The sequence below is a fragment of the Psychrobacter sp. JB385 genome, from assembly GCF_900163785.1.
Lineage (GTDB): Bacteria > Pseudomonadota > Gammaproteobacteria > Pseudomonadales > Moraxellaceae > Psychrobacter.
Map to the genome: position 1 here is coordinate 287,809 of NZ_FUKN01000001.1, position 21,970 is coordinate 309,778.

A 21,970-nucleotide genomic window follows, 5' to 3' on the forward strand; every position below is an offset into this window, starting at 1 on the left:
GCTGATGCTTTTTTAATGGTTCAAAACAAAATAGCTTTTTAATTTGACTGACTATTACTGTTAATCCACTCACTAATATGAGGCAACTGATTCTCCAAATCTTGTTTTAAGTGAGGCGCATTGCTATTTGTCCACGTCTCATCACACCAATCACAACTACTGTATAAATTGCCAAGCCAACAAGGGTAGTATGCAACGTTATTAGGTAAATGTCTCGGAGCGTTCATGAAACCATAATCAATATTGTTAATCACTCTACAGATATCTAGAGGAGTAATTTCATCATTTAAATATCTTTTAATTAAATTGATCAGGTATTTAGCCGCTAATATTTCCGCACTCAATGATTGCGGTGAAAAATCTGGTTCAGCTGCTACAGTTAGTCTAAAAAGAATATCTTCAAAATGGTGTTTAGGTGCATAAAAAATTTCAAACACTTCCTCAGGAATATGGTCGTTATTTTTAACGAATGTATCAGCCCATTGAGTAATTGACTCTATGTCTGTTTTGTCATACCAACACTGTACTAATATTTCTTGATGAGATTTTATAGGGTTGCTCAGCATATGATTCACTAATATAAATTATTAACTACAACGACTCCATGTAAATCTGAAACCAAGGCGATACCAAATCGAGGTTCAGCACAAATATCCATAGCTCTATCAAGATACTCAATACAGCCAAATACACTTTCCTTGAAGACTAGATTTGTATTCTTATCTTTGTAATAGTAGAACTGACCTTGCGTGCTACAGAGGTCATCTTCCTGCCAATAGGTAAATAACTTTTCACAGGTATCCAACAATATGTTTCCAAAGGTTGTTCTACTAGAATCATATTTATTCCATGATTTTTGAGTGTCAACGACTGCATGCCTTGTCATTGGAATTTCTGAATAATCGGTACTTTGTAGCTCATCAATCCAAAAATTGAAATTATTTGTCTCCAATAAAGAAGATACGTTTTTGAGAATAATAATAAACTCACCAATCAATATTGATTTGTCACTACTGAGAGCGCTAATAACAGCCAATTTATTTCTTTCTAAATGTGTATTGAAATTCATAAGACTATAGACTCATTGTTAATTATTTGAATCGCGACAGTTTAGGAAAGCTCGTTATCTATAGCTGCTGTGCTAAGTTAGGCTCACTCTCTTTTATGATGCATAAGCATTAGCCATACGGCACCAATTTTTCCATACCAACATTCTACTAATATTTCTTGATGAGATTTCATGATGTTACTCAGAATAATGATGCTCTAGTCTAGGTAATACTATGCTCATAAGTAATTTGAGCCTATAAATATTCTAAAACAATCATACTAAACTAGAAATATGTTTAATCAATCAATTATACTTAAGGATTAATAGAGACATAAAGGATCGTCATGACCATCACCACCATCCAGCTATTTACTTTCATCATTGCTGTATTCATATTTATCATGACGCCGGGTCCTGGTGTATTTGCCACGATTGCCAAAGCCATGACACAAGGCTCTTGGGCGGCGCTGCCCTTAATTATTGGCCTTGCCGCAGGGGATACTATTTATATGGTATTCTCAGCTTATGGACTGAGCGCATTGGCAAGCAATTTCAATACCTTGTTTACTATCGTTAAGTTTGTAGGGGCAGGTTATTTATTTTACTTGGCGTACAAGATGTGGACGACGGTACCAAGTGAAATTATCACTGGAAATATCACGTTAAAGAATAAGAATGAAGGATTAAAAAGTGTGATGTCAGGCTTTTTGGTGTCCATTAGCAATCCAAAGGTTATTTTATTCTACATCAGCTTGTTACCGAGCTTTTTTCCAGTAACTAGCCTGACAGGGGTAGATATTACGATTCTATGTCTGGTGATTTTTGGCTGCGCCATTATTGCCATGATGATGTATGCGTTTATGGCGAGTTACGCGCAAAAACGTCTAAAAAGCCCTAAAGCCCGTCAGAAATTTAACCGAGTAGGGTCTTCATTTATGGGATTGGCTGGTACATGGTTGATAGCGAAGGGTTAAGTTTATAATACAAGGGTGGATAAATAGCTCATTAGCCAGTCGTTTGCCCAAATTGATAAAAGCTGCTAAAACTCGTGAGCAAGTTTTGAAAGCAATTGCGGTTTTGAAAGTTAGTTACAGTGAGGTGTAGAGTGGTGTTGAGGTGCGATACTTAGTGAGATAATCGTACATAATATTGAATTATTGGATTTTCTTTATCATCCTAGCCTGCGGCCTAAAATTGATAAACTTATCTCCTCGTTAATTGAGAGAGTTGACCATGCCTCTTATCTTTTTTGAGTTTGGACTCGAAATGGTAATACCAGTTCCACATAAATTTGGGTAAAAATCCGCTTTCATCTCTAACCTTATTCATCATAATAAATATTCTAACTTTGGCTTCATCACAAATATACAGCGGTGATCTGGTTCTTATAGCAACTAAGTCTCTTAAAATGACTGTGTAATCGGTTCCAAATGATTGAAAGTAAAATGATAATATCTCATTATCTTGATCAGACAAATGTCCTTTATAAAAAGTATACTTTCCAGCGTAAAGGAGGTCTTCGTTTGCAACATATAAACCCGCAAGCTTCTCACAGATGAAAGGATGACCGTAATATAGTCCCATATATCCTTGAAGCCTATTAATGGCTGTATCAATATTATTGTCACAAATAATTTTGCTAATACGATCTCTCATTGCGATTTCATTCATCCCGTGTGTCCTTTACCGTAAGATATTTAGATTTCTTACTTCTACCAAGCTAATTTTTAAGCACATATAGGAGCTAGAATAGCACTATGAGCGAAAAAAGATTTAAGGAAAACGAAGAAAATAGGCTGTCTATTAGTACGCCTACCAATGGTGATTCCACACTGGTGTATTGTCCGAAATGTCGATCTAAAGCTGTTATTACCTTACACAATGATGAGGCTCGGTTGAGTTGCAGTGTAGTCAAATCTATATTGTTAATTTTGATTAACAAAATTTTTTACTAAAATATAGAAATGGTTATAAGAATTATTAAAGGCAATGGATGTATTTAGTTGTTACTATGCGAGATGTACTCTACATTTACATATTATTTGATGTGAATAAGTCAAAGATTCCGGAGGTTGTCGGTATCATTCAGCCATATTTTTATGGGGGCTACTAAATGAGATGAGCTTTCCTCTATACTTTCTTGTAATATTTCTACTACCAATTGCCTTATTTCATCTTTTCTCTCAGCAAGTAGTGGGTGAGATATAATAGATTTGATGAAAGGTTTACGATACCTATGATTATTATCGATATTTAACCAAATAACTTTTTCTAATATGGATTTATCAATTGATAGTAGAGTTGTTTTATCATCATCATTCCAACCGCCACGTTCATAATGTCGTAAAAATATTTCAGCAATAGTATCAAAGCTAACATTATTAGTACGATGATTGTTTATGGCTTCGGCAGTAAAATCATAAAAGCGATCGTAAGGCTCTTTACCAAATGAATACCAGTCATCAATAGATAGCTGTGATTTAGAAGCACTTATTTTGCCCTGAATAAATAGTTTAATATGGCTTTCCAGTCGATCAGATAGATCAGATTTATTAGAAGCTTTAAGTACATCACAGTAGAAACTCAAATTGTTTAAATCTTCTACTTCAAATCTACTACAAGCCATGTAATAAAGCTCCTCTGGGAATTTAGGGTTTATTCTAAAGTCGGGATAATCATCCATTAACTGCTTATGTAGTGTATTAATTTTTGAATTATTATTTTCAATATCATCTTTTTTTGCAACTTTTGCAGTGAGCTCTGAATTAAACTCTAGGTCTCTTAATAATGAAGTTATGATCCTCTCTCTTTCTGAAATAATGAAGTTATTATAGAAAGGCTTCAGCGTTTCTTTAATTGATTGAGACTTTCTTGCTTGATTTAAAGATAATTGGTCAATACTATCTGACAAATCCTCATGCGACATTTCTGCAACAGCGAACTCATCAGAATGAATAATATTATTTTCATCAAAAATTTTGACAAAAATGTCAAAGCTTGTATAACCATTCTTATCCAAGAAATAGGGCATATCATGTGCAAGCATAATAATAAGAAGTGACTCAAGCACCTTTTCTTTGGTTGCAAAGGATAAATTATGTTCTGGTCTAGTAGTAATAATTAAGAACATTTTTTGAACACGTTTATAGAATCGTATGTTTTTAACTTGTAGTTCTTGATAAAACTTCTTATATATTGGGAAAAGCTGCTCATCATCAATGAGTTTTTGAATGATATTCAAAGACTCATTTAAAATTAATACTTCATCAAAAACTTTTTCTTTGTGTTTGTCAAAATAATTTCTATCTTCTGATTCTTCATCATGTAATATTACCACAACTTGGCACTTACGCTCATTTTTAAGGTAATTTACTAAGCCCATAACTTCTGACATAGGTAAGCTGTCAGATTTTCTCTCAATATCATCTAAGCAAACCAAAGTATTTTTAAGATGAGACATTATTATGTTAGTAACAAGCTTATTACTAATATTCATTCCAAAACGCATATCGCCATTGGAACCACTCGTACTGCCCCCACCTATGAAACCAAGAAATTTTTTAGCATATTTTGAAACGTCGACATTTAGAGCTGAGTTATCAATAGCAGATGTTTGTACTTCCATAGCTATCGCTAACTTCAAACTGTCCAAAGAGTCTAGACCAAATAACGATATATAAGCATATCTCTTAGCGATAAAATCTTCTTCAATATTTTCGAAATTTTTTTTCTTCTGATTTATAAAATTATTTTTATTGTCTTCGTAAAATTCTTCCCAAAGACGTGTTTTACCAACTCCCCATTCACCAGATAATACTAGTGCAAGAGGGATATTATTTCTAATTGTCTCTAAAAGCTTTTCTTTAATATTTGCTACATTTGCCATCGTTCATCGCCTTACAGATGTTCTTAGAGTAAAAATTATATTAACACTAAAATCAAACCCCTAAATAACAAAAAAAGGCCACTCCCGAAAGAGTAGCCTTTTATCAATTACTAACCAACTTGTCTTAGCTGACGTCCTTCAACCCTTGCTCCAGCATTGGCTTTAAGAACTCACCCGTATATGAGCCTTTCACTTCTGCCACTTCCTCAGGTGTGCCTTCAGCGATGATGAGTCCGCCACCTTTACCGCCTTCAGGGCCAAGATCAATCACCCAATCTGCCGTTTTGATGACATCGAGGTTATGCTCGATGACCACGATGGTATTGCCCTTATCGCGTAGGGTATGCAGGATATGCAGCAGCTTATAGATATCATGGAAGTGCAAGCCGGTGGTTGGCTCATCTAAGATATAGAGCGTCTGTCCCGTATCGCGCTTGGCAAGCTCACGTGCCAGTTTGACCCGCTGCGCTTCACCGCCAGAGAGCGTGGGTGCTGACTGACCCAAACGAATATAACCAAGACCGACATCCATCAACGCCTGCAGACGACGATAGATCGCAGGTATCGCTGAGAAGAACTCGACCGCATCTTCCACGGTCATCTCTAACACTTCTGCGATGCTTTTGCCCTTATAGTGGATCTCAAGCGTCTCACGGTTATAGCGTTTGCCTTCACAGGTATCGCATGGCACATACATATCTGGTAAGAAATGCATTTCAACCTTGATCAGACCATCACCTTGGCACATCTCACAGCGACCGCCTTTGACATTGAAGCTAAAGCGACCGGGCTTGTAGCCACGAGCGCGCGCTTCTTGCGTCTGGGCAAACATCTCACGCACAGGGGTAAATACGCCTGTATACGTCGCTGGGTTTGAGCGCGGCGTACGACCGATGGGGCTTTGATCGATATCGACCATTTTGTCCAAATGCTCAAGACCGCTGATGCTTTCATGCTTGTCTGCGATAAGCGTCGACGCATTGTTTAACTGCGTCGCTGCCAATGGCATAAGCGTACGGTTAATCAGGGTCGATTTACCTGAACCGGAGACACCCGTCACACAAGTCATGACACCAACGGGGATGGTCAAATCGACATCATGCAAGTTATTGCCTGATGCGCCTTTTAGCTCGATGGTCATTGGTATTTTTTTGGCTTTGGCCTTACCTTTGACTTCGACGTCCATCGTTTTGGCTTTATGACGAACAGCTGGAATCTCGATGCGCTTTTTGCCAGACATGTATTGTCCAGTGAGCGATTCTTTATTTGCCATGATGTCATCGACCGTACCTTGAGCGATCACATGACCACCGTGTACGCCTGCGCCGATACCGATGTCGATCACGTGATCGGCTTGGCGAATAGCATCTTCGTCATGCTCAACAACCAGTACGGTATTGCCCAGATCACGTAAGCGTGTGAGGGTCTTTAGCAGGCGATCATTGTCACGTTGATGTAGACCGATGGATGGTTCATCAAGTACATACATGACACCCATGAGACCTGCACCGATTTGGCTCGCAAGTCTAATACGCTGTGCTTCACCGCCCGATAGCGTTTCGGCAGAGCGTGCTAAGGTGAGATAATCCAGACCAACGCTCACGAGGAAGTTTAAACGCTCGTTAATCTCTTTAAAGATTTTTTCTGCGACTTCGCCTTTGTGACCACCAATTTTTAGCGTTTTATAATAGTCCGCAGAGTCGCCAATAGAGAGCTTAACGATATCAGCGATGGTTTGGTCATCGACACGCACATTGCGTGAAATCTCGTTTAAACGCGCACCATCACAGACATTACAGGTGGTATCAGCCAGATACTTGGCCAGTTCATCACGCACAAGGTTACTTTGCGTTTTAGCATAACGACGCTCTAGATAAGGAAGCACGCCTTCGAACGGCACGGTCTTATTCGTCTTACGACCGCGCTCATCGGTAAAGTTAAAGGTCAGCTTTTCTTTGCCAGAGCCATGCATGATGATGTCTTGATGCTTTTTGCTGAGGTCTTGCCATGGCATATCCATATCGATTTTGAAATGCTGACAGACCGTGCTCAGCAAACCAAAATAATAGGCATGACGCTTGTCCCAACCATTGATTGCACCTTGGTTAAGTGACTTTTCATGGTGAGTGATGAGCTTTTCAGCCGCGAAGTATTGACGTTTACCAAGACCATCACAGCTTGGACACGCACCGTATGGGTTGTTAAAACTGAACATACGTGGTTCAAGCTCAGGTACCGCACGATCACAGATAGGGCATGAATGCTTGGCTGACATGACTTGATTGTCGTCACCGCCTTCTTTTGGATTACCATCCATAAAGTGTAGCGTGACCAGTCCTTGACCCAAACGCAGCGCCGTCTCTAAGCTCTCCGCGACACGGTTGCCCAAGTCATCACGGACTTTAAAGCGATCGACCACCACTTCGATGGTGTGTTTTTTCTTTTTATCAAGGGTCGGTAGCTCATCGGTGTCATAGACATCACCATCGACGCGCACACGCACAAAGCCTTGTCCAATCAGCTGTTCAAGTAACACGGTATGCTCACCTTTACGCTCGCGAATCACGGGTGCCAAGATCATAATCTTGGTGTCATCTGGTAGCGCCATGACTTGATCGACCATCTCGGTGACCGACTGCGCGACCATCGGCTCGCCGTGCTCAGGGCAGTAGGGCGTACCAATACGGGCGTATAGTAGACGCAGATAGTCGTAAATCTCGGTAATTGTACCGACGGTCGAGCGTGGGTTATGGTTGGTCGATTTTTGCTCAATAGCGATTGCAGGAGATAACCCTTCGATACTATCGACCTCAGGCTTTTCCATTTGCGAGAGGAATTGGCGCGCATAAGCGGACAAACTCTCGACATAACGACGTTGCCCTTCAGCATAAAGCGTATCAAATGCTAGTGAAGATTTGCCTGAACCAGATAGGCCAGTGATTACTACAAATTTGTCGCGAGGAATGTCTAAGTCGATATTTTTTAGATTGTGGGTGCGTGCACCACGTATTGCGATATGGTCATGTGCCATCGTTTATAGGTTTCCTATTTGCTAAAATGGTATGTAAAAAGCTGTCGAAAATATAAAAGGGTCAATGAAGATACATTCATTGATGAATCAAAAGCATGAATGGTTGTTTTTATTTTAATTTTACTAAGCGAATTTAAATCAAATACGGGTTAAGTAACAGGAGGTGTTTGTTATAGATTTAAACAAACATTGTCATTTTATCGGGGTATTTGTCATGGGCAGTATTTGGCAATAATGCTTACGACGCCTTACTTTATGGTCATGATGGGTGCATTATTCAAGGTGTGATGACGCACCAAAGGTACTTGGTAACAAAATTATTCTGTTACGTTTATGGTTTGGCATAAGGCTAACCGCGGGGGTGGCATTGTGCATGGTACAAAGACAAAAGTCTCGGCAACATGACGTTGAATACCTTATACTAGGGAGCTTGATTTTTAGGGTAATGCCTTGATAAAGCAGCAGTGCCAGTGTTAAACCAGCAATGTTAAGCCCGCAGTGTTAAACCAGCAATGATCAATCAGTGAGGCAAGTATGAATAGCGTAGAAAAGCGAGCAATCCTCGGGGTCGGCGGTATTTTTGCCTTGCGGATGATTGGCTTGTTTATGATTGTGCCCGTGTTTTCTGTTTATGGTAATAATTATGCGCACGCCACACCGTTTTTGATTGGCTTAGCAGTTGGTATTTATGGTCTAGGACAAGCGATTTTTCAGATACCAATGAGTCTGGCCGCTGACAAATTTCCGCGTAAACCTATTATATTTTTGGGATTAATCTTGTTCGCTGTCGGCGGCATGATTGCGGCAAACGCGACGGATATCTATGAAGTGATTATCGGTCGAGCGCTGGCAGGTAGTGGCGCGGTCTCTGCTGTGTTAATGGCGCTATTGGCAGATGTGACACGTGAAGAGATGCGTACCAAAGCAATGGCGACAATGGGTTTGACCATTGGAACGTCCATCATGCTTGCTTTTGCTTTTGGCCCTTTATTGGTCGGTACGCTTGGTATCTCAGGATTGTTTTGGCTGACGGCAGGTTTTGCTGTTTTAGCTATGCTGCTATTGCTGATGGTGCCCACACCTTTACGTGTACTCAAGCATAATCTGGACAACAAATCGATTCGCGAGCAGTTAGCGACCGTCCTGAAAGTAGGGGATTTGAATCGCTTACACATTGGTGTCTTTGCACTACATCTAACGATGACCGCCATATTCGTCATACTACCGCACCAGCTCAAAGATGTTATGGGTTTGTCGGTGAGTCAGCAAGGCATGGTTTATTTGCCGCTCTTGTTTGTTGGTTTTGCAGTTGCGATTCCCTTTATCATCATTGCCGAAAAGAAACGTAAAATGCGCCAAGTCTTTTTGAGCGCCATTGCCGTAATGACCGCCGCCTTGGCATTTCTTGCCTTTGGTAGTCAGGTTGGTGTTGGTATTATTTTTGGATTGCTACTGTATTTTATGGGGTTTAATCTGCTTGAGGCCACGATTCCTTCGTGGATCTCTAAGCGTGCACCAGTCGCCAATAAAGCCACCGCGATGGGGCTTAACTCATCGAGTCAGTTTTTAGGTGCGTTCGTTGGCGGTGCGATGGGCGGGCTGCTATTGAATCAGTCTAATTTGCTGGCATGGGGGCTGTTGGCACTTGTCATGGGCATCGCATTGCTGCTGATTATACCCATTGCTCAGCCACCTTATTTATCAAGTACGACAGTCACAATTCCCAAAAATATCAATATCCAAGATTGGTCACGTCAAATGCTGGCAGTAGAGGGCGTGGATGAGCTGGTCGTGATGGCAAAAGAACAGGTCGCTTATCTAAAGTTAGATAAGACCCAAATAACAGATGAGTCACGACAGGCGCTATCGCATTTGGCACAAAGTCCGCTAGATATTTAATATGCTATATAGGCAATTTATCTTATGGGCAATACATTACATTGGGACTATATATTAAATCTGCCAGTAATAAAGATGTCATGCTCAATCGCTCAGTCATGAAAAAATTTGGCATAGAGTTGGCAGTGTGACTCTAAGTATGCATCGCAAGAATCCTGACACAAAATAACGTAGCCATTGAGATTCTACTTAAAAATGATAAAGGTTGATGGTGTTCATTAATCGCTTAAAATGGCAAAATAGTGACACTCCTATTTTTTAGCCTTTAAATATAATGATACTTGTGTCTAAGCGACATAGAATGTCGTCTTCAGCTGACAGACTGTAGATATTTGAACAAAAATTGGTTAAAGTAATGTCATATCATTAATAGGGTTTGCGGATTCTATTAAATAATATTTGAGTAAATTATTCATAAATAAAAGGACGGTATCATGCGCGGAGTTAATAAAGTTATCATCATCGGTAACCTTGGAGCAGATCCTGAGGCACGTCAATTTAATAATGGCGGTAGCGTGACCAATATCTCGGTTGCAACGTCAGAGCAATGGACAGACAAACAAAGTGGCGAAAAAAGAGAAGCGACAGAATGGCATCGCATCTCACTGTTTAATCGTTTAGGCGAAATCGCCGCACAGTATTTGCGTAAAGGCAGTAAAGTCTATATCGAAGGCAGTTTGCGTACCCGTAAATACCAAGATCAAAACGGCCAAGATCGTTATATTACCGAAATTCGTGCTGAGCAAATGCAGATGTTAGACGGTCAAAGTGGCGGTCAAGACAATAGCAATTTCGGTGGTCAGAGCTCAAATGGCTATGGAAACCAAGGCGGTCAAAGCAACCAAAACAGCTTTGGTCAACAAGCCAATAATCAGCAAGGCGGCTACAATCAAGCGGTTGGTATGGGTCAAGGTGGACAAAATAACTTTAATAACCAAAATGCGCCAGCTCAGCAAAACCAGTTTAACCAACCAGCTCAGCAGCGTCCTGCACAGTCGAAGCCTACAGCGATGCCAGATGGTCCTGTAGATGACGATATTCCGTTCTGATGATGATAAGAGATAGAATGTAAAATATATGTTCTAGAAAACCCGCCACTAGCGGGTTTTCTTTTATCTATTTAGAGAGAATAAGACTCTGCTATTGCAGAGTTTTTTAATGCCTAATAATAAACAATACAAAAAGACTTATCTTTAAAAGAACATTAAAAGAAGTAAATTTATGTATTTATTAAAGCGACTAATTTTTAAGACATTTGTTTAATTTAATATGATTGACTATCGTTTACATAATATACGTAATTAATATTCATAAAATGTATGACAGTATCAAAAGATAGAAAAGTATTTTATATTATAAAAATGATAAATATTGCATCATTATTTTTAATAAATTTTGTCTTGAAATTTGTTAAAGATACCTTTCATACGCTATATCAACCGTCTATTCCATTGGTTTTGATTAATACTAGTAGTTTATTAAAAGTGGTTGTTATAATCCTTATAAATGAAGATATTAGAAAACATACAGACAGTTATTTTTCTAAAAATATTTTTTAGGATTAATTAGAATACACGGCTTTACTGTTTACTGCTAGAAACGTAAAAATTATTGGGCGAGAGGTTTACGATAAAGCGATACTCTCTTTATCGTTATAGGTAGGGATGAGGTATGAATAGTCATGATGTGTTTGTGAAGACGGACTTGGGAAGAGATGAAATAAAATCTCAAGGTATGGGAACAGTACCGCGAGAAGCAAGAACATTACTCATTATGATTGATGGTAAACGAGATTATCAAAGCTACCTCGATGCACTTGATCAACGCAAGATGTTTGCAGACTTTGGAGGTATAACTTCGTTACTTGAGCTGCTATTAACGCTTGAATATATTGAGATAGTCAGTGCCAATAGCATATCAATAACTACTCAAGCTCAATCAACAAACCTATCTTCTGATATGAAAACCGAGTCTGCCATTGACCGTACTTTCAACCATAAACCTCCCAAACGAATGAAAGCCATTGGCAGTATTTTTAAAACCAAATTATCTGCCGCCAGATATGAAAACATAAAATCAGATTTGGCGGTTTATATAGAAAAAAATGCTTCTGCAGCAGAGGCTTGGGGCTATCTACTCTTGCTAGAGCAATGTGTCAATAACTCGCAACTGCTGATTTTAGCACGAGAAATACAACGTAAAAACCATGGCGATCTATCGCTTGGCATGACCGATTTTATAGAGCGTATTGAGCAATGATATAAGATTTGTTTCAATCTCAGCGCCACAGTATATTTAGCAAATTTCATGATAACCATAAGCGGCCAAAAGGCACTTTATAATCAAAAATGAGAGTTGCTATCCTTGGTTTAATTAAGGTTTTTTTTACAGATTTATGTTTATTTATAAGAAAATATTATTTATACGTAGAGAAATATTTTGATTACCAACTATCATTTATAAAGTATATTTAATTGACTTATGTTCGCTTTTTTTTATTTTTTATAATATGACAATGATAGCTGTCTATTGATTTATCATAATATTTTGTTTATATTGACGAGCATTATAAAAATGATAACTAATAATTTTTTTATATATTTAATATTGTAGTGGTTTATTCATTCTTTTATAAATGAGTGAATAATTATTTTTCAGCGCTTAATGGGTATTAATATATCTATTAAGTTGATCTTTATTTTATCTTACAATTGGATTTATTATGAGCAAGAATAACGTAATCGATTTAGACAACCTAAACGTAGATGAACTACGCGCCATCACTGAAAACGCTCAGCAACTTATTGCTAAGAAGCAACACCAGCGTTTGTATGATGCTTATATGCAGTTCGAGAAAATTTCAGAAGACAGTAATGCGACTATCGAAGAGATTTTGAAAGCTGGCGAAAAACTAGAGAAAAAACGCAGTATCAAATATCGTAACGCAGATAATAACGAAGAAACGTGGACAGGACGTGGCCGTAAGCCAACTTGGTTGGTTGAAGCGTTAACAGCAGGTCGTGACCTTGAAGATTTTGCAGTGTAATAGACAGTATTTATGTTATCCCTTAGATGACCATCTGTTTAATCCTAAATAAAAAATGTATAGCAATGATAGTGTACTGCCAACCATATATGTTCGTAGGCTCTGTCTGTTAGTGCACGGCAAGCTAGAAAATATGATGTCGGCAGCCCTGTATTGCTTTTATATTGGATTAACTATAGATGACGCTCTTTATGAAATTGATTGACTCAATATATGAGTGACCAATAAACGTTATAGTACTAAGTGATAGTGTTTATAGCAGACGAAGCCAGTATTTTTATTGCCAGTATTTTGGCAAAAAAGATACTGGCTTTTTTTCTGTCATCTGTATGCCATTGTTTGTTATGATAATGACGTTTTCGTCTCATAGAAGAGTTATGCCACTGTGCCCCAAGTTTCTGCATCGTCTCATAAGCGTCCTCGCAAGCTATGGTGGCTGGTTGGGTTTATACTGTTTGCGCTGTTTGCCATATTGCAGATGCCAGCATCGTGGCTACTAGAAAAGTATGCGCCTGATACGCCTTATGTACAGCACGTATCTGGTAACTTATGGCAAGGCTCAGCCATTTGGCAAATACCTGTGTCAGCGATACCGCTCACAGGGACGGCAGAGTGGTCATGGCAGCCATGGTATCTATTATTAGGTAAGCTTGGGGCTGATGTTGATATTCAAGCAGACCAAACCCGCTTAAACGGACAAGTAAAAATAGGGCTCAACTCGTGGCAAGTTGACAATATGAGCGGTAAAATCGCACCTGAAACACTAGCCAGTGTAGTGGATTGGCAGCTGCCTAATACACCCATTCAGGTCAATAACGTATCATTGCAACGTCAGTCTGGCTCAAGTGCAGCAGACAATGAGTCTAATAAGACACAAGCTGGATTTACTCAAGCAGATGGTCAGCTAACATGGGTTGGCGGTGAAGTTGGCTATCCGAGCGGTGGTAAGGTTTTTTATATTACCATGCCAGTGATGCGAGCTGAGCTGAGTGCAGAGCAAAAAAACAATCAAAACCTGCTGCATATCAATTTGCTCAACAATCAAGATAAGCGTTTGGGTGACTTGTATATTGATGGCGATATGATGTTAGATGTGAGTTTGACCCAGCGTCTGTTAGAAAACATGCCTGAATATAAAGGGCAAGCACCGCAAGATGCATCAGTCGTTAGCGTACGCCAGCCATTGTCGGCTGGATTGGGGATGCCCTAAATGATGAATGTGTCTGCGAACCTCAAACCTATTATTAAAACCCTCAATCGCTTCTCAGGTTGGCTGCTATTATTGACCATCATCTGGTTGTGCTGGACAGCAGCGCGATTATTGTGGTTGTTATTAGCGCCGCCATTGGCGCCCGCACTGCCGTTAGCGACCTTACAAAACACATCTAGCGCCAACACCGATTCTGGTAGCGTATTTGCTATTTTTGCTGAGCCTGATCCCATTGCTGCTGCCGTACAACCACCACCCAATATCGGTTTGAAAGGGGTATTGCTGGCCATACCAGAGAGTTTGTCTTCAGCGATGCTGGATGTCAATGGTGAAGTAAAGAACTATCGCATTGGTGATCGCTTAAAAGACAGTGACTATACCTTGATTGCAGTTGACTGGAATGAGATTGTCATTGCCGATGCTAATGAAAAACAAACCGTCATTCAGATGCCAGAAGCCATGCCATTAGACCAAAGCGATATGATAGCAGGCGGTATTAGCAATCAGCGTTTGCCAAATAACATGTTGCCTACCACGCCTCAGCCTACAGAAACTATGCCGCCGCAAACTCCCGAAACAGGTGAGACAACCAGTCCGCAATCTGCGATAGAAGAAGCTGTTACGGCATTACAGGATAATCCTGCCAGTTATCTGAGCAGAATGGGTGTCATGGCCTCGGGTGAAAGCTATCAAGTGACGGCAGCGATGCCTGCTAAATTGCGTAATCGCCTAGGGCTTGAGCCGGGCGATCAGGTATTAACGGTCAATGGTCAAAACGTGGGCAACAATCCTACGCAGGATGCTGGTGTGCTCCAACAGATACAGCAATCGGGTGAGGCGCAGATAGAAGTGCGACGGGGCGAGCAAGTAATTACGATTCGTCAGCAGTTTTAGAAAAATGCAATGAGATTAAGTGTCCTATTTAAAAGAAACAAGACGTTGATTAATGCTATTGTAAGCCACCTGCCAATGGATTATTTTTAGTACACAATAAGGTTAGTAACTCCTAAGCGACATCATTTTAGGTAAACATAAATATGGTAAGTTCTCGTAATTTTTCAGTCACGCCTTTGCACCATATCTTACAGCGTTTGATGCGCCTGTGTCGTCCACTTTGCATCGCAGTGCCACTCTGGGCTGCTGGTACTGGCCTTGCAAGTGCTGAAAGCTGGAAGGTCAACTTACAAGATGCCGATATCAAAGCTTTTATCAATGAAGTTGCGACCATCACCGACCAGAACTTTGTGCTTGATCCACGTATCAATGGTAATGTGACAGTGATCTCTAACAAAGCCTTATCACGTGATGAGATTTATCAGCTGTTTTTGAGTGTGATGCAAGTAAATGGAGTGGCCGCAATTGATTCGGGTACGACCATCAAGCTGGTACCAGACAATGTCGCCAAACAATCTGGCGTGGCTGTGGATTTGCGTGGCAATAGTGTGGGTGAGACGCTAGCAACACGCGTTATTTATTTGACCAACACACAAGCAGCAGAAGTGCTGGGTGTTATTCGACCATTAATGCCACAGTCTGCCCATGCAGCTGCCGTACCTGGCGTCAATGCTTTGGTCTTGTCCGATCGTGCTGACAGTCTCAACCAATTGACAGCGCTTATTCGCGATTTAGACAGCAACGTCAATGACAGTTTGCGCGTGATACCACTGCGCCATGTCGATGCCGAGCGCATGATGGACTTAATCAGCTCGCTGGTGATGACGACGGGTGGTGGACAAGCACAGGGCGGTAGCAACCAGCTTAAAGTCATTGCTGATGCGTCAAGTGACCGACTGTTGGTTAAAGGCAGTCCTGAGATGATTGCTAAAGTACAAGAAATGGTCAATCAGTTGGATACCACACCCTCAAGGCGCTTGAGTGGTTTACGAGTTTTCCGATTAAAGTACGCCAGTGCGTCTCATATTGCAGACATGCTACGCGGGTTACTTGCTAACCAATCCATCAATAGTGCTGGTGCAACTTCTTCATTAGAATCAGCATCCTTGAATGATACGCCTAGCACAGGCGCTGCATTAGCTGGCGAGACGAGTGGTATCAATACCAGTGCGGCCGCCTCAATCGCTGCTAGTCCAAGCTCAAGTGGCGGCAGTGGGTCAGATGTGGGTGGTCGCCCCTTTAGCATCATCGCGGATGAAACTCAAAACGCGGTCATCGTTAATGCAGCACCTGAGCTGATGTTTGAAATTGAAGACGCTGTCAACCAGCTAGACAATCGCCGTGCCCAAGTGTTGATTCAAGCTGCTATCGTAGAAGTGTCTGGTGATGATGCGACTCAGCTTGGAGTACAGTGGGCGCTTGGCAACGCTAATAGTGGTTATGGTGTGGTTAACTTCAACAATGTGGGCGCAAGTGCTGCTTCACTAGCTGCTGCAGCCTTAGGTGGCAGTACAGCGGGTATTAGTGCAGCCGCAAGCTCTATAGCGGGTGCTTTGATTGGGATTGGCGATAGCAGAAAAGACAGCAGTGGCAATACCCAATTTTATGGGGCTATCTTACAAGCGCTGGATTCCTCAACCAGTGCTAACCTGTTGTCTATGCCCTCAATTTTGACATTGGACAATGAAAAGGCGAGTATCTTAGTTGGTCAAAACGTGCCGTTTGTAACAGGTTCTTTTACTACCAGCGGCAATAACTCAAACAATCCTTTCCAGACCATTGATCGCCAAGACATTGGTATCAACCTCAACGTTATTCCACACATTGGTGACAATGGTACGGTACGCTTGGAAGTCTCTCAAGAGGTTTCGTCAGTGGTACCAGGCAGCACAGGCAACGCCAGTGGTTTGATTACCAACAAGAGCCTCATCAATACAACCATCTTAGCCGATGATCAACAGACCATTGCGCTGGGAGGACTGATGCGTGATAACACCACCACACGTCAGCAAAAAGTACCAGGCTTGGGTAATGTACCAGTCATCGGTCGATTGTTTCGATCAGACAATGATTCCACCCAAAAGAGCAATTTGATCATATTTTTACAGCCAACCATTCTTCGTGATGGCGGTGCGGTCGCTAGCGTTACCGAACGTAAGTTCAATCAGATGCGCGTCTTACAACTAGTCATTGATAAGAACGGTACCATCAAGCAATTACCGTTGAGCGGTACGGAAGGATGGAATGGTGATGTCAGTGCAGATTATGAGTTAATGCCACTGAATCCGCTTATTCCCAAGCGAGACCAAACACCGCGAGCAGCGCCTCAAGGGTTCACTAAGGTAGATGCGCCAAGCACGGGCATAACGACCTATCCTCTAAATAGATAAACATGCACCATACGGTTTTTCATGACACGTATATAAAATAACAATGTCTTCATTTTATCTCTCAAATGTACGGCTTATTTGACCCATGTCATTCCGTACATTAGCTTGCGTATTCATAACATAGAAAAACATAGTGAATCTTATATCTTAGTATACTAAATATTATTTAAATACTTAGTATAAATAGCTATGGATAAAGTTTATGGCTTATGATAAATATATAAAGGCTTAGATAATGAAGAATAGAAAGGTAAAAAAGTGGGTGTTGCTAATGAGTACTGCGGCAGCGTTATTGTTTATCCCAAGACGCAGTAGTCAGAAGGCTAGTACAAAGCCTTATAGTAAAACTACTGAAAGGAAAAACGATAAAAAAATTGCCGAACATGATTAAATACTTACGATATACTAATAAAAATGAGTGATTGCTCATTTTTAACTGTACAAATATATTGTTTTTATAATTAAGTAGATGGTTGTATGTAATTCTTTTGTTTGATGTTTTAAAAAATAAATAATTAGATGTTGGATTAAAAAATAAAAATTTGGAGTCTATGAATGACGTCTGTAGATTTTTCTACTATGTCTAAAGTGAACCAATCTAGTATCTATCCATTAATCGATACGCATACACACTTTGATGCGCCAGTATTTGATGACGATAGGGCGGTACTCATACAAAAAGCTTATGAAAATGGCGTCCAGCATTTGGTATTAGTTGGTTACTTGCATCGGCATTTTGGACGTATGTACAAGATTAGACAACGCTATAGTAAGCAGTCGAACAATAAAGCGCATTTCAAAGTGCCATCACTGCCTTCTGTGGAGCAAGACGTTAATCAAGAAGAAGCAAATACCAATATTTATGTTGCTTTGGGCTTGCATCCTTTTTATATTGAGCAGCATAGCGATGCCCACCTTGAAGATATGGCAAAAATAATTGCCAACAATCGCCCAATCGCGATTGGAGAAATTGGGCTAGACACATTTACCGCTGCCATGAAAGTACCAGAAGTGTTTGCTAAACAAGAACGGTTTTTTAAGACGCAATTAGACATTGCAGTAGTACATCAGTTACCAGTCATGCTGCATATTCGTAAGGCCCACGCAGAAGCATTGGCGATATTGAAGGCGCATGATTATGACGCGCACAAGCTTGGCGGCATTGCTCACAGTTTTAGTGGCGGTGTACAAGAGGCAATAGCATTTGTAAAGCTTGGCTTTAAGCTTGGTGTGACAGGTCAGATTACCAACCCCAATGCTAAAAAACTGCGCTTAGCGATTCAAGCCGCCGTTAAAGAATATGGCATTGAGTGTCTGGTGATTGAGACAGATTGTCCAGATATGATACCAGTTATGTGCCGGACGACGCCAGAAGACTCATCAGTGCTTGGGCAAGATATAGAGCAAAAAGACAGTATGGCACCTGTACATAATAGAAATGTACCAAGCAATCTACCATGGGTATTAAACAGCCTGAGCGAGTTGTTGGAAGTTTCCTCTGATGTACTCGCTGAGCAGTTATGGTATAACAGTTGCGCGGCTTTACAAACCACATGGAATTATCCAAAATGAGTAGTAGTCCCATTGGTGGTTGTCATCAATTGTTAAAGTAATTGTAAAGAACAGCTACGCTAATATAAGAGAGTATATAATTGGTATGAATGAAACACGACAATTTGAGCCATCACTGACAGAGTCTGTCGTTAGTGAAAATACTATTATAGAAGAAGTTGGTGAAGCCAATCATGATCAATATGATCGTCGTTTTCAGGGAACAAAAACGCTTTATGGACAGTCATCAGTTGATGTCTTTGCCGCCTCCCACGTTTATATTATTGGTGTAGGTGGCGTTGGTACTTGGGCGGCAGAAGCCTTGGCGCGAACGGCAGTGGGTACGATTACTCTCATTGATTTGGATGTATTGGTCGCCTCAAACGTTAATCGACAGCTGCCAGCCTTGGACAGTACTTTTGGTCAAAGTAAAATTGCAGCAATGGCGTCGCGTATGCGTGAGATCAATCCTAAAGTCACGTTGAATTTAATAGATGATTTTTTGACAGCAGATAATGTAGAGGCGTTATTGCCAAGCCGTCAAGATGCAAAATTAGCTGCTGCTCAGGGTAAGCCTATTGTGGTACTGGACTGTGTAGACGATATGAATGCTAAGCTTGCTATCGCTCTTCATTGCCGTTTTAATAAGCTCAAACTGGTTTGTGCAGGCGGGGCAGGTGGCAAGATTGACCCTAGTCAAATCAGAGTTAGCGATTTGCGTGAGAGTTACCAAGATCCATTACTGGCCAAACTACGCAATAAGCTCCGTCACGAAAAAGGTATCAATAGTACGCTCAAAGAAAAATTCGGTATCAAATGTGTTTATTCCACAGAGCCTCCTCGTGTGGATAAAAGCTGTCAAACAGGTGGGCTGCACTGCGGTGGTTACGGTTCAGCCGTCGTTGTGACATCGGTGGTGGCCATGATAATGGTAAGCGAAGCATTACAGTTGCTGATAACGCAGGCAAACATAAAAATGGGTGTCTGATATTACTTAAGGGAGTCTATCTTGTCTATAATTAACTCACCTAAATACAGTTACCCAGTGGCGGTAGATGAGGCAGAGCGTATCAACAAGCTGAAAAAATACCAAGTGCTCAATGACAATGATGAGCCGGCATTTAGGCGCCTTATTGATCTTGCAGGGCTGTTTTTTGATATGCCCATCATTACTATCGCCTTTATGGATGAGGAAACGCAGTATCTAAAATCAGCTAAAGGGCTTGGGAATCTTTGCCGAACACCGCGTGAATTATCTATTTGTAACTATACGGTGTTGTCTGATGAGGTTTTTATTGTGCCAGACTTGGCTGAAGACAGTCGTTTTACCCAAAACCCATTGGTGACAGAACCGCCTTATTTACGGTTTTATGCTGGCGCACCCATTATTTTGCATGAAGATGATATTATCTATCGTTTGGGCTCTTTATGTGTGATGGATACGAAGCCTAATTATAGCTTTAACGAACAACAGGCAAAGATATTGGCTCAATTTGCAATGATAGCTGCAGATGCCTTGCAACTACAGGACAAGCAACGTGATGCCAAACGTGCCAATGAGATGAAATCAGATTTCTTGGCCAATATGAGCCATGAAATCCGTACACCGATGAACGGTATTATCGGTATGGTAGAAATGCTAGGGGACACGGATCTTAGCAGTGAACAGCAGGAATATATCAATAATATCAAAGTGTCTAATGAACACTTGATGTCCATTATTAACGGCATCCTAGACTTATCAAAGGTCGAGTCTGGAAAAATGACCATTGATTCTATTCCCATCAATTTATCAGCTTTATGCAATGAAGTTGTCAGTCTCTTTGCGATCAAAGCACGTCAACGCGGATTGGTGTTAGATTATCATTACACCGAGTCGTTATCGCCTTATATAAAAGGCGATCCTGTTCGTCTGAAACAAATTTTGGCGAATCTGGTTAATAACGCGATCAAGTTTACGCGTGAAGGCGGGCGAGTGAGTATCGACGTTAAGCATTTGCCAAACTGCCATTACAAAGATACAGATACGAGTTCTGGCGACGTCATGACACTGTGTATTGAAGTCAGAGACACAGGCGTCGGTATTAAAGCGGATTCGTTAGAGGCGATATTTGATGCCTATGATCAAGCAAATAAGTTCACACATCGTCTTTATGGTGGAACAGGTCTCGGACTCTCTGTCTGTAAGTCTTTAGTCGGCTTGATGGGTGGTTACATCGACGTAGATAGTGAAGTTGGTGTGGGTACTACGTTTAGTGTCTTTCTTCCTTTAACGACCATAAGTGCAAACCAATATGAGACGTGGCAAGCGTCAAATGATTTCACTCTGATTGAGCCCAGTCATGAGCGGGCTGGTCATATTTTATTGGTCGAAGATGATACGGTGAATGCTATTATCGCCAAAAAAGCTTTGACCAATAGCGGGCATACGGTCACACATGTCACGGATGGGCAGCAAGCCATTGATATGTTTTCTCTATTCCCTAACCGTTACGATGTGATTTTGATGGATCACCATATGCCTATCTTGGATGGTGTACAGGCCACCATCAAACTGCATGAGCTGTATGATCCTAAATCCTTGCCGCCTATCATTGCATTGACGGCCAATGCGATGGATGGTGAACGCGAAAAGTACTTAAAGGTCGGTATGCAAGATTACTGTACCAAACCTTTTAAACAGGAACAGCTTAATGCGCTGGTCCAGTATTGGCTCATCCAAAAACAGCTAGACGAAGACGAAGAATAACGCGTTTTAACATTGGCTAATAATGAGAGCTGCAACCATATATCATGAAATGACTTTGGTGAGTTTTATTTTAGTGCCTTCTAGGAAGTATTTATAGACACAGCAGTGATAGTCATAATGACAAAGACAAAAAAGCTGAACCGCTTTATATGGGGTTCAGCTTTTTTATGGAAGAATAGATAATGGTAGTTGTGCAGAAAGTCATGGTTTTGGAGCAGTGCTCTTGAAACGTACTTTTAAAATAACACTCTCAAAACCATGTT

16 protein-coding genes are annotated in these 21,970 nt (G+C 40.8%); 11 read left to right on the top strand and 5 right to left on the bottom strand.

The window, feature by feature from the left end:
• Window positions 1–38: 38 nt before the first annotated feature.
• Window positions 39–566, bottom strand: a complete 528-nt coding sequence (locus CZ794_RS01265; protein ID WP_143515684.1) for a hypothetical protein — start codon at window positions 564–566, stop codon at window positions 39–41.
• Between the two features lie 8 nt (window positions 567–574).
• The gene (locus tag CZ794_RS01270) at window positions 575–1,069 is read right to left on the bottom strand and encodes a hypothetical protein (protein ID WP_087039827.1); all 495 of its coding nucleotides are present in this window, start codon (window positions 1,067–1,069) and stop codon (window positions 575–577) included.
• Window positions 1,070–1,395: 326 nt separating this feature from the next.
• Here CZ794_RS01270 and CZ794_RS01275 point away from each other — a divergent pair, with 326 nt between their 5' ends.
• A complete protein-coding gene (locus CZ794_RS01275) occupies window positions 1,396–2,025 on the top strand; it encodes a LysE family translocator (protein WP_087039828.1) in 630 nt (209 codons plus the stop codon).
• 229 nt (window positions 2,026–2,254) lie between these two features.
• Here the strand turns inward: CZ794_RS01275 and CZ794_RS01280 are convergent, their stop codons facing one another.
• The 3 genes from CZ794_RS01280 to uvrA all read right to left on the bottom strand — a co-directional run bounded on the left by CZ794_RS01280 (window position 2,255) and on the right by uvrA (window position 7,968).
• A complete protein-coding gene (locus CZ794_RS01280) occupies window positions 2,255–2,722 on the bottom strand; it encodes a DUF6584 family protein (protein WP_087039829.1) in 468 nt (155 codons plus the stop codon).
• Window positions 2,723–3,107: 385 nt separating this feature from the next.
• Window positions 3,108–4,937 carry a P-loop NTPase fold protein gene (locus CZ794_RS01285; RefSeq protein ID WP_087039830.1) on the bottom strand — a complete coding sequence of 610 codons (1,830 nt, stop codon included), beginning with the start codon at window positions 4,935–4,937 and terminating at the stop codon, window positions 3,108–3,110.
• A gap of 124 nt (window positions 4,938–5,061) precedes the next feature.
• Window positions 5,062–7,968, bottom strand: a complete 2,907-nt coding sequence (gene uvrA / locus CZ794_RS01290) for an excinuclease ABC subunit UvrA (protein WP_087039831.1) — start codon at window positions 7,966–7,968, stop codon at window positions 5,062–5,064.
• A gap of 534 nt (window positions 7,969–8,502) precedes the next feature.
• On the opposite strand from uvrA, the gene CZ794_RS01295 reads away from it, so the two are divergent.
• From CZ794_RS01295 to CZ794_RS01340, 10 genes are all read left to right on the top strand, one after another.
• A complete protein-coding gene (locus CZ794_RS01295) occupies window positions 8,503–9,867 on the top strand; it encodes an MFS transporter (RefSeq protein WP_087039832.1) in 1,365 nt (454 codons plus the stop codon).
• A gap of 434 nt (window positions 9,868–10,301) precedes the next feature.
• Window positions 10,302–10,916 (top strand): single-stranded DNA-binding protein, encoded by a 615-nt coding sequence (ssb, locus tag CZ794_RS01300; protein WP_087039833.1) that lies wholly within the window; start codon window positions 10,302–10,304, stop codon window positions 10,914–10,916.
• A 622-nt stretch (window positions 10,917–11,538) separates the two neighbouring features.
• A complete protein-coding gene (locus CZ794_RS01305) occupies window positions 11,539–12,126 on the top strand; it encodes a hypothetical protein (protein WP_087039834.1) in 588 nt (195 codons plus the stop codon).
• A 463-nt stretch (window positions 12,127–12,589) separates the two neighbouring features.
• Window positions 12,590–12,913, top strand: a complete 324-nt coding sequence (locus CZ794_RS01310) for an H-NS family nucleoid-associated regulatory protein (protein ID WP_062845289.1) — start codon at window positions 12,590–12,592, stop codon at window positions 12,911–12,913.
• Window positions 12,914–13,298: 385 nt separating this feature from the next.
• On the top strand, window positions 13,299–14,123 hold the full coding sequence (gspN, locus tag CZ794_RS01315; protein ID WP_087039835.1) for a type II secretion system protein N: 825 nt from the start codon (window positions 13,299–13,301) through the stop codon (window positions 14,121–14,123).
• Entirely contained in the window at window positions 14,124–15,017 is an 894-nt protein-coding gene (locus CZ794_RS01320) for a type II secretion system protein N (protein WP_087039836.1), read from the top strand.
• 143 nt (window positions 15,018–15,160) lie between these two features.
• On the top strand, window positions 15,161–17,407 hold the full coding sequence (gene gspD, locus CZ794_RS01325) for a type II secretion system secretin GspD (RefSeq protein ID WP_087039837.1): 2,247 nt from the start codon (window positions 15,161–15,163) through the stop codon (window positions 17,405–17,407).
• A 555-nt stretch (window positions 17,408–17,962) separates the two neighbouring features.
• A complete protein-coding gene (locus CZ794_RS01330) occupies window positions 17,963–18,979 on the top strand; it encodes a TatD family hydrolase (RefSeq protein ID WP_179207213.1) in 1,017 nt (338 codons plus the stop codon).
• An 85-nt stretch (window positions 18,980–19,064) separates the two neighbouring features.
• The gene (locus tag CZ794_RS01335; RefSeq protein WP_087039838.1) at window positions 19,065–19,946 is read left to right on the top strand and encodes a ThiF family adenylyltransferase; all 882 of its coding nucleotides are present in this window, start codon (window positions 19,065–19,067) and stop codon (window positions 19,944–19,946) included.
• 21 nt (window positions 19,947–19,967) lie between these two features.
• The gene (locus tag CZ794_RS01340; RefSeq protein ID WP_256958817.1) at window positions 19,968–21,707 is read left to right on the top strand and encodes a GAF domain-containing hybrid sensor histidine kinase/response regulator; all 1,740 of its coding nucleotides are present in this window, start codon (window positions 19,968–19,970) and stop codon (window positions 21,705–21,707) included.
• Window positions 21,708–21,970: the final 263 nt, after the last annotated feature.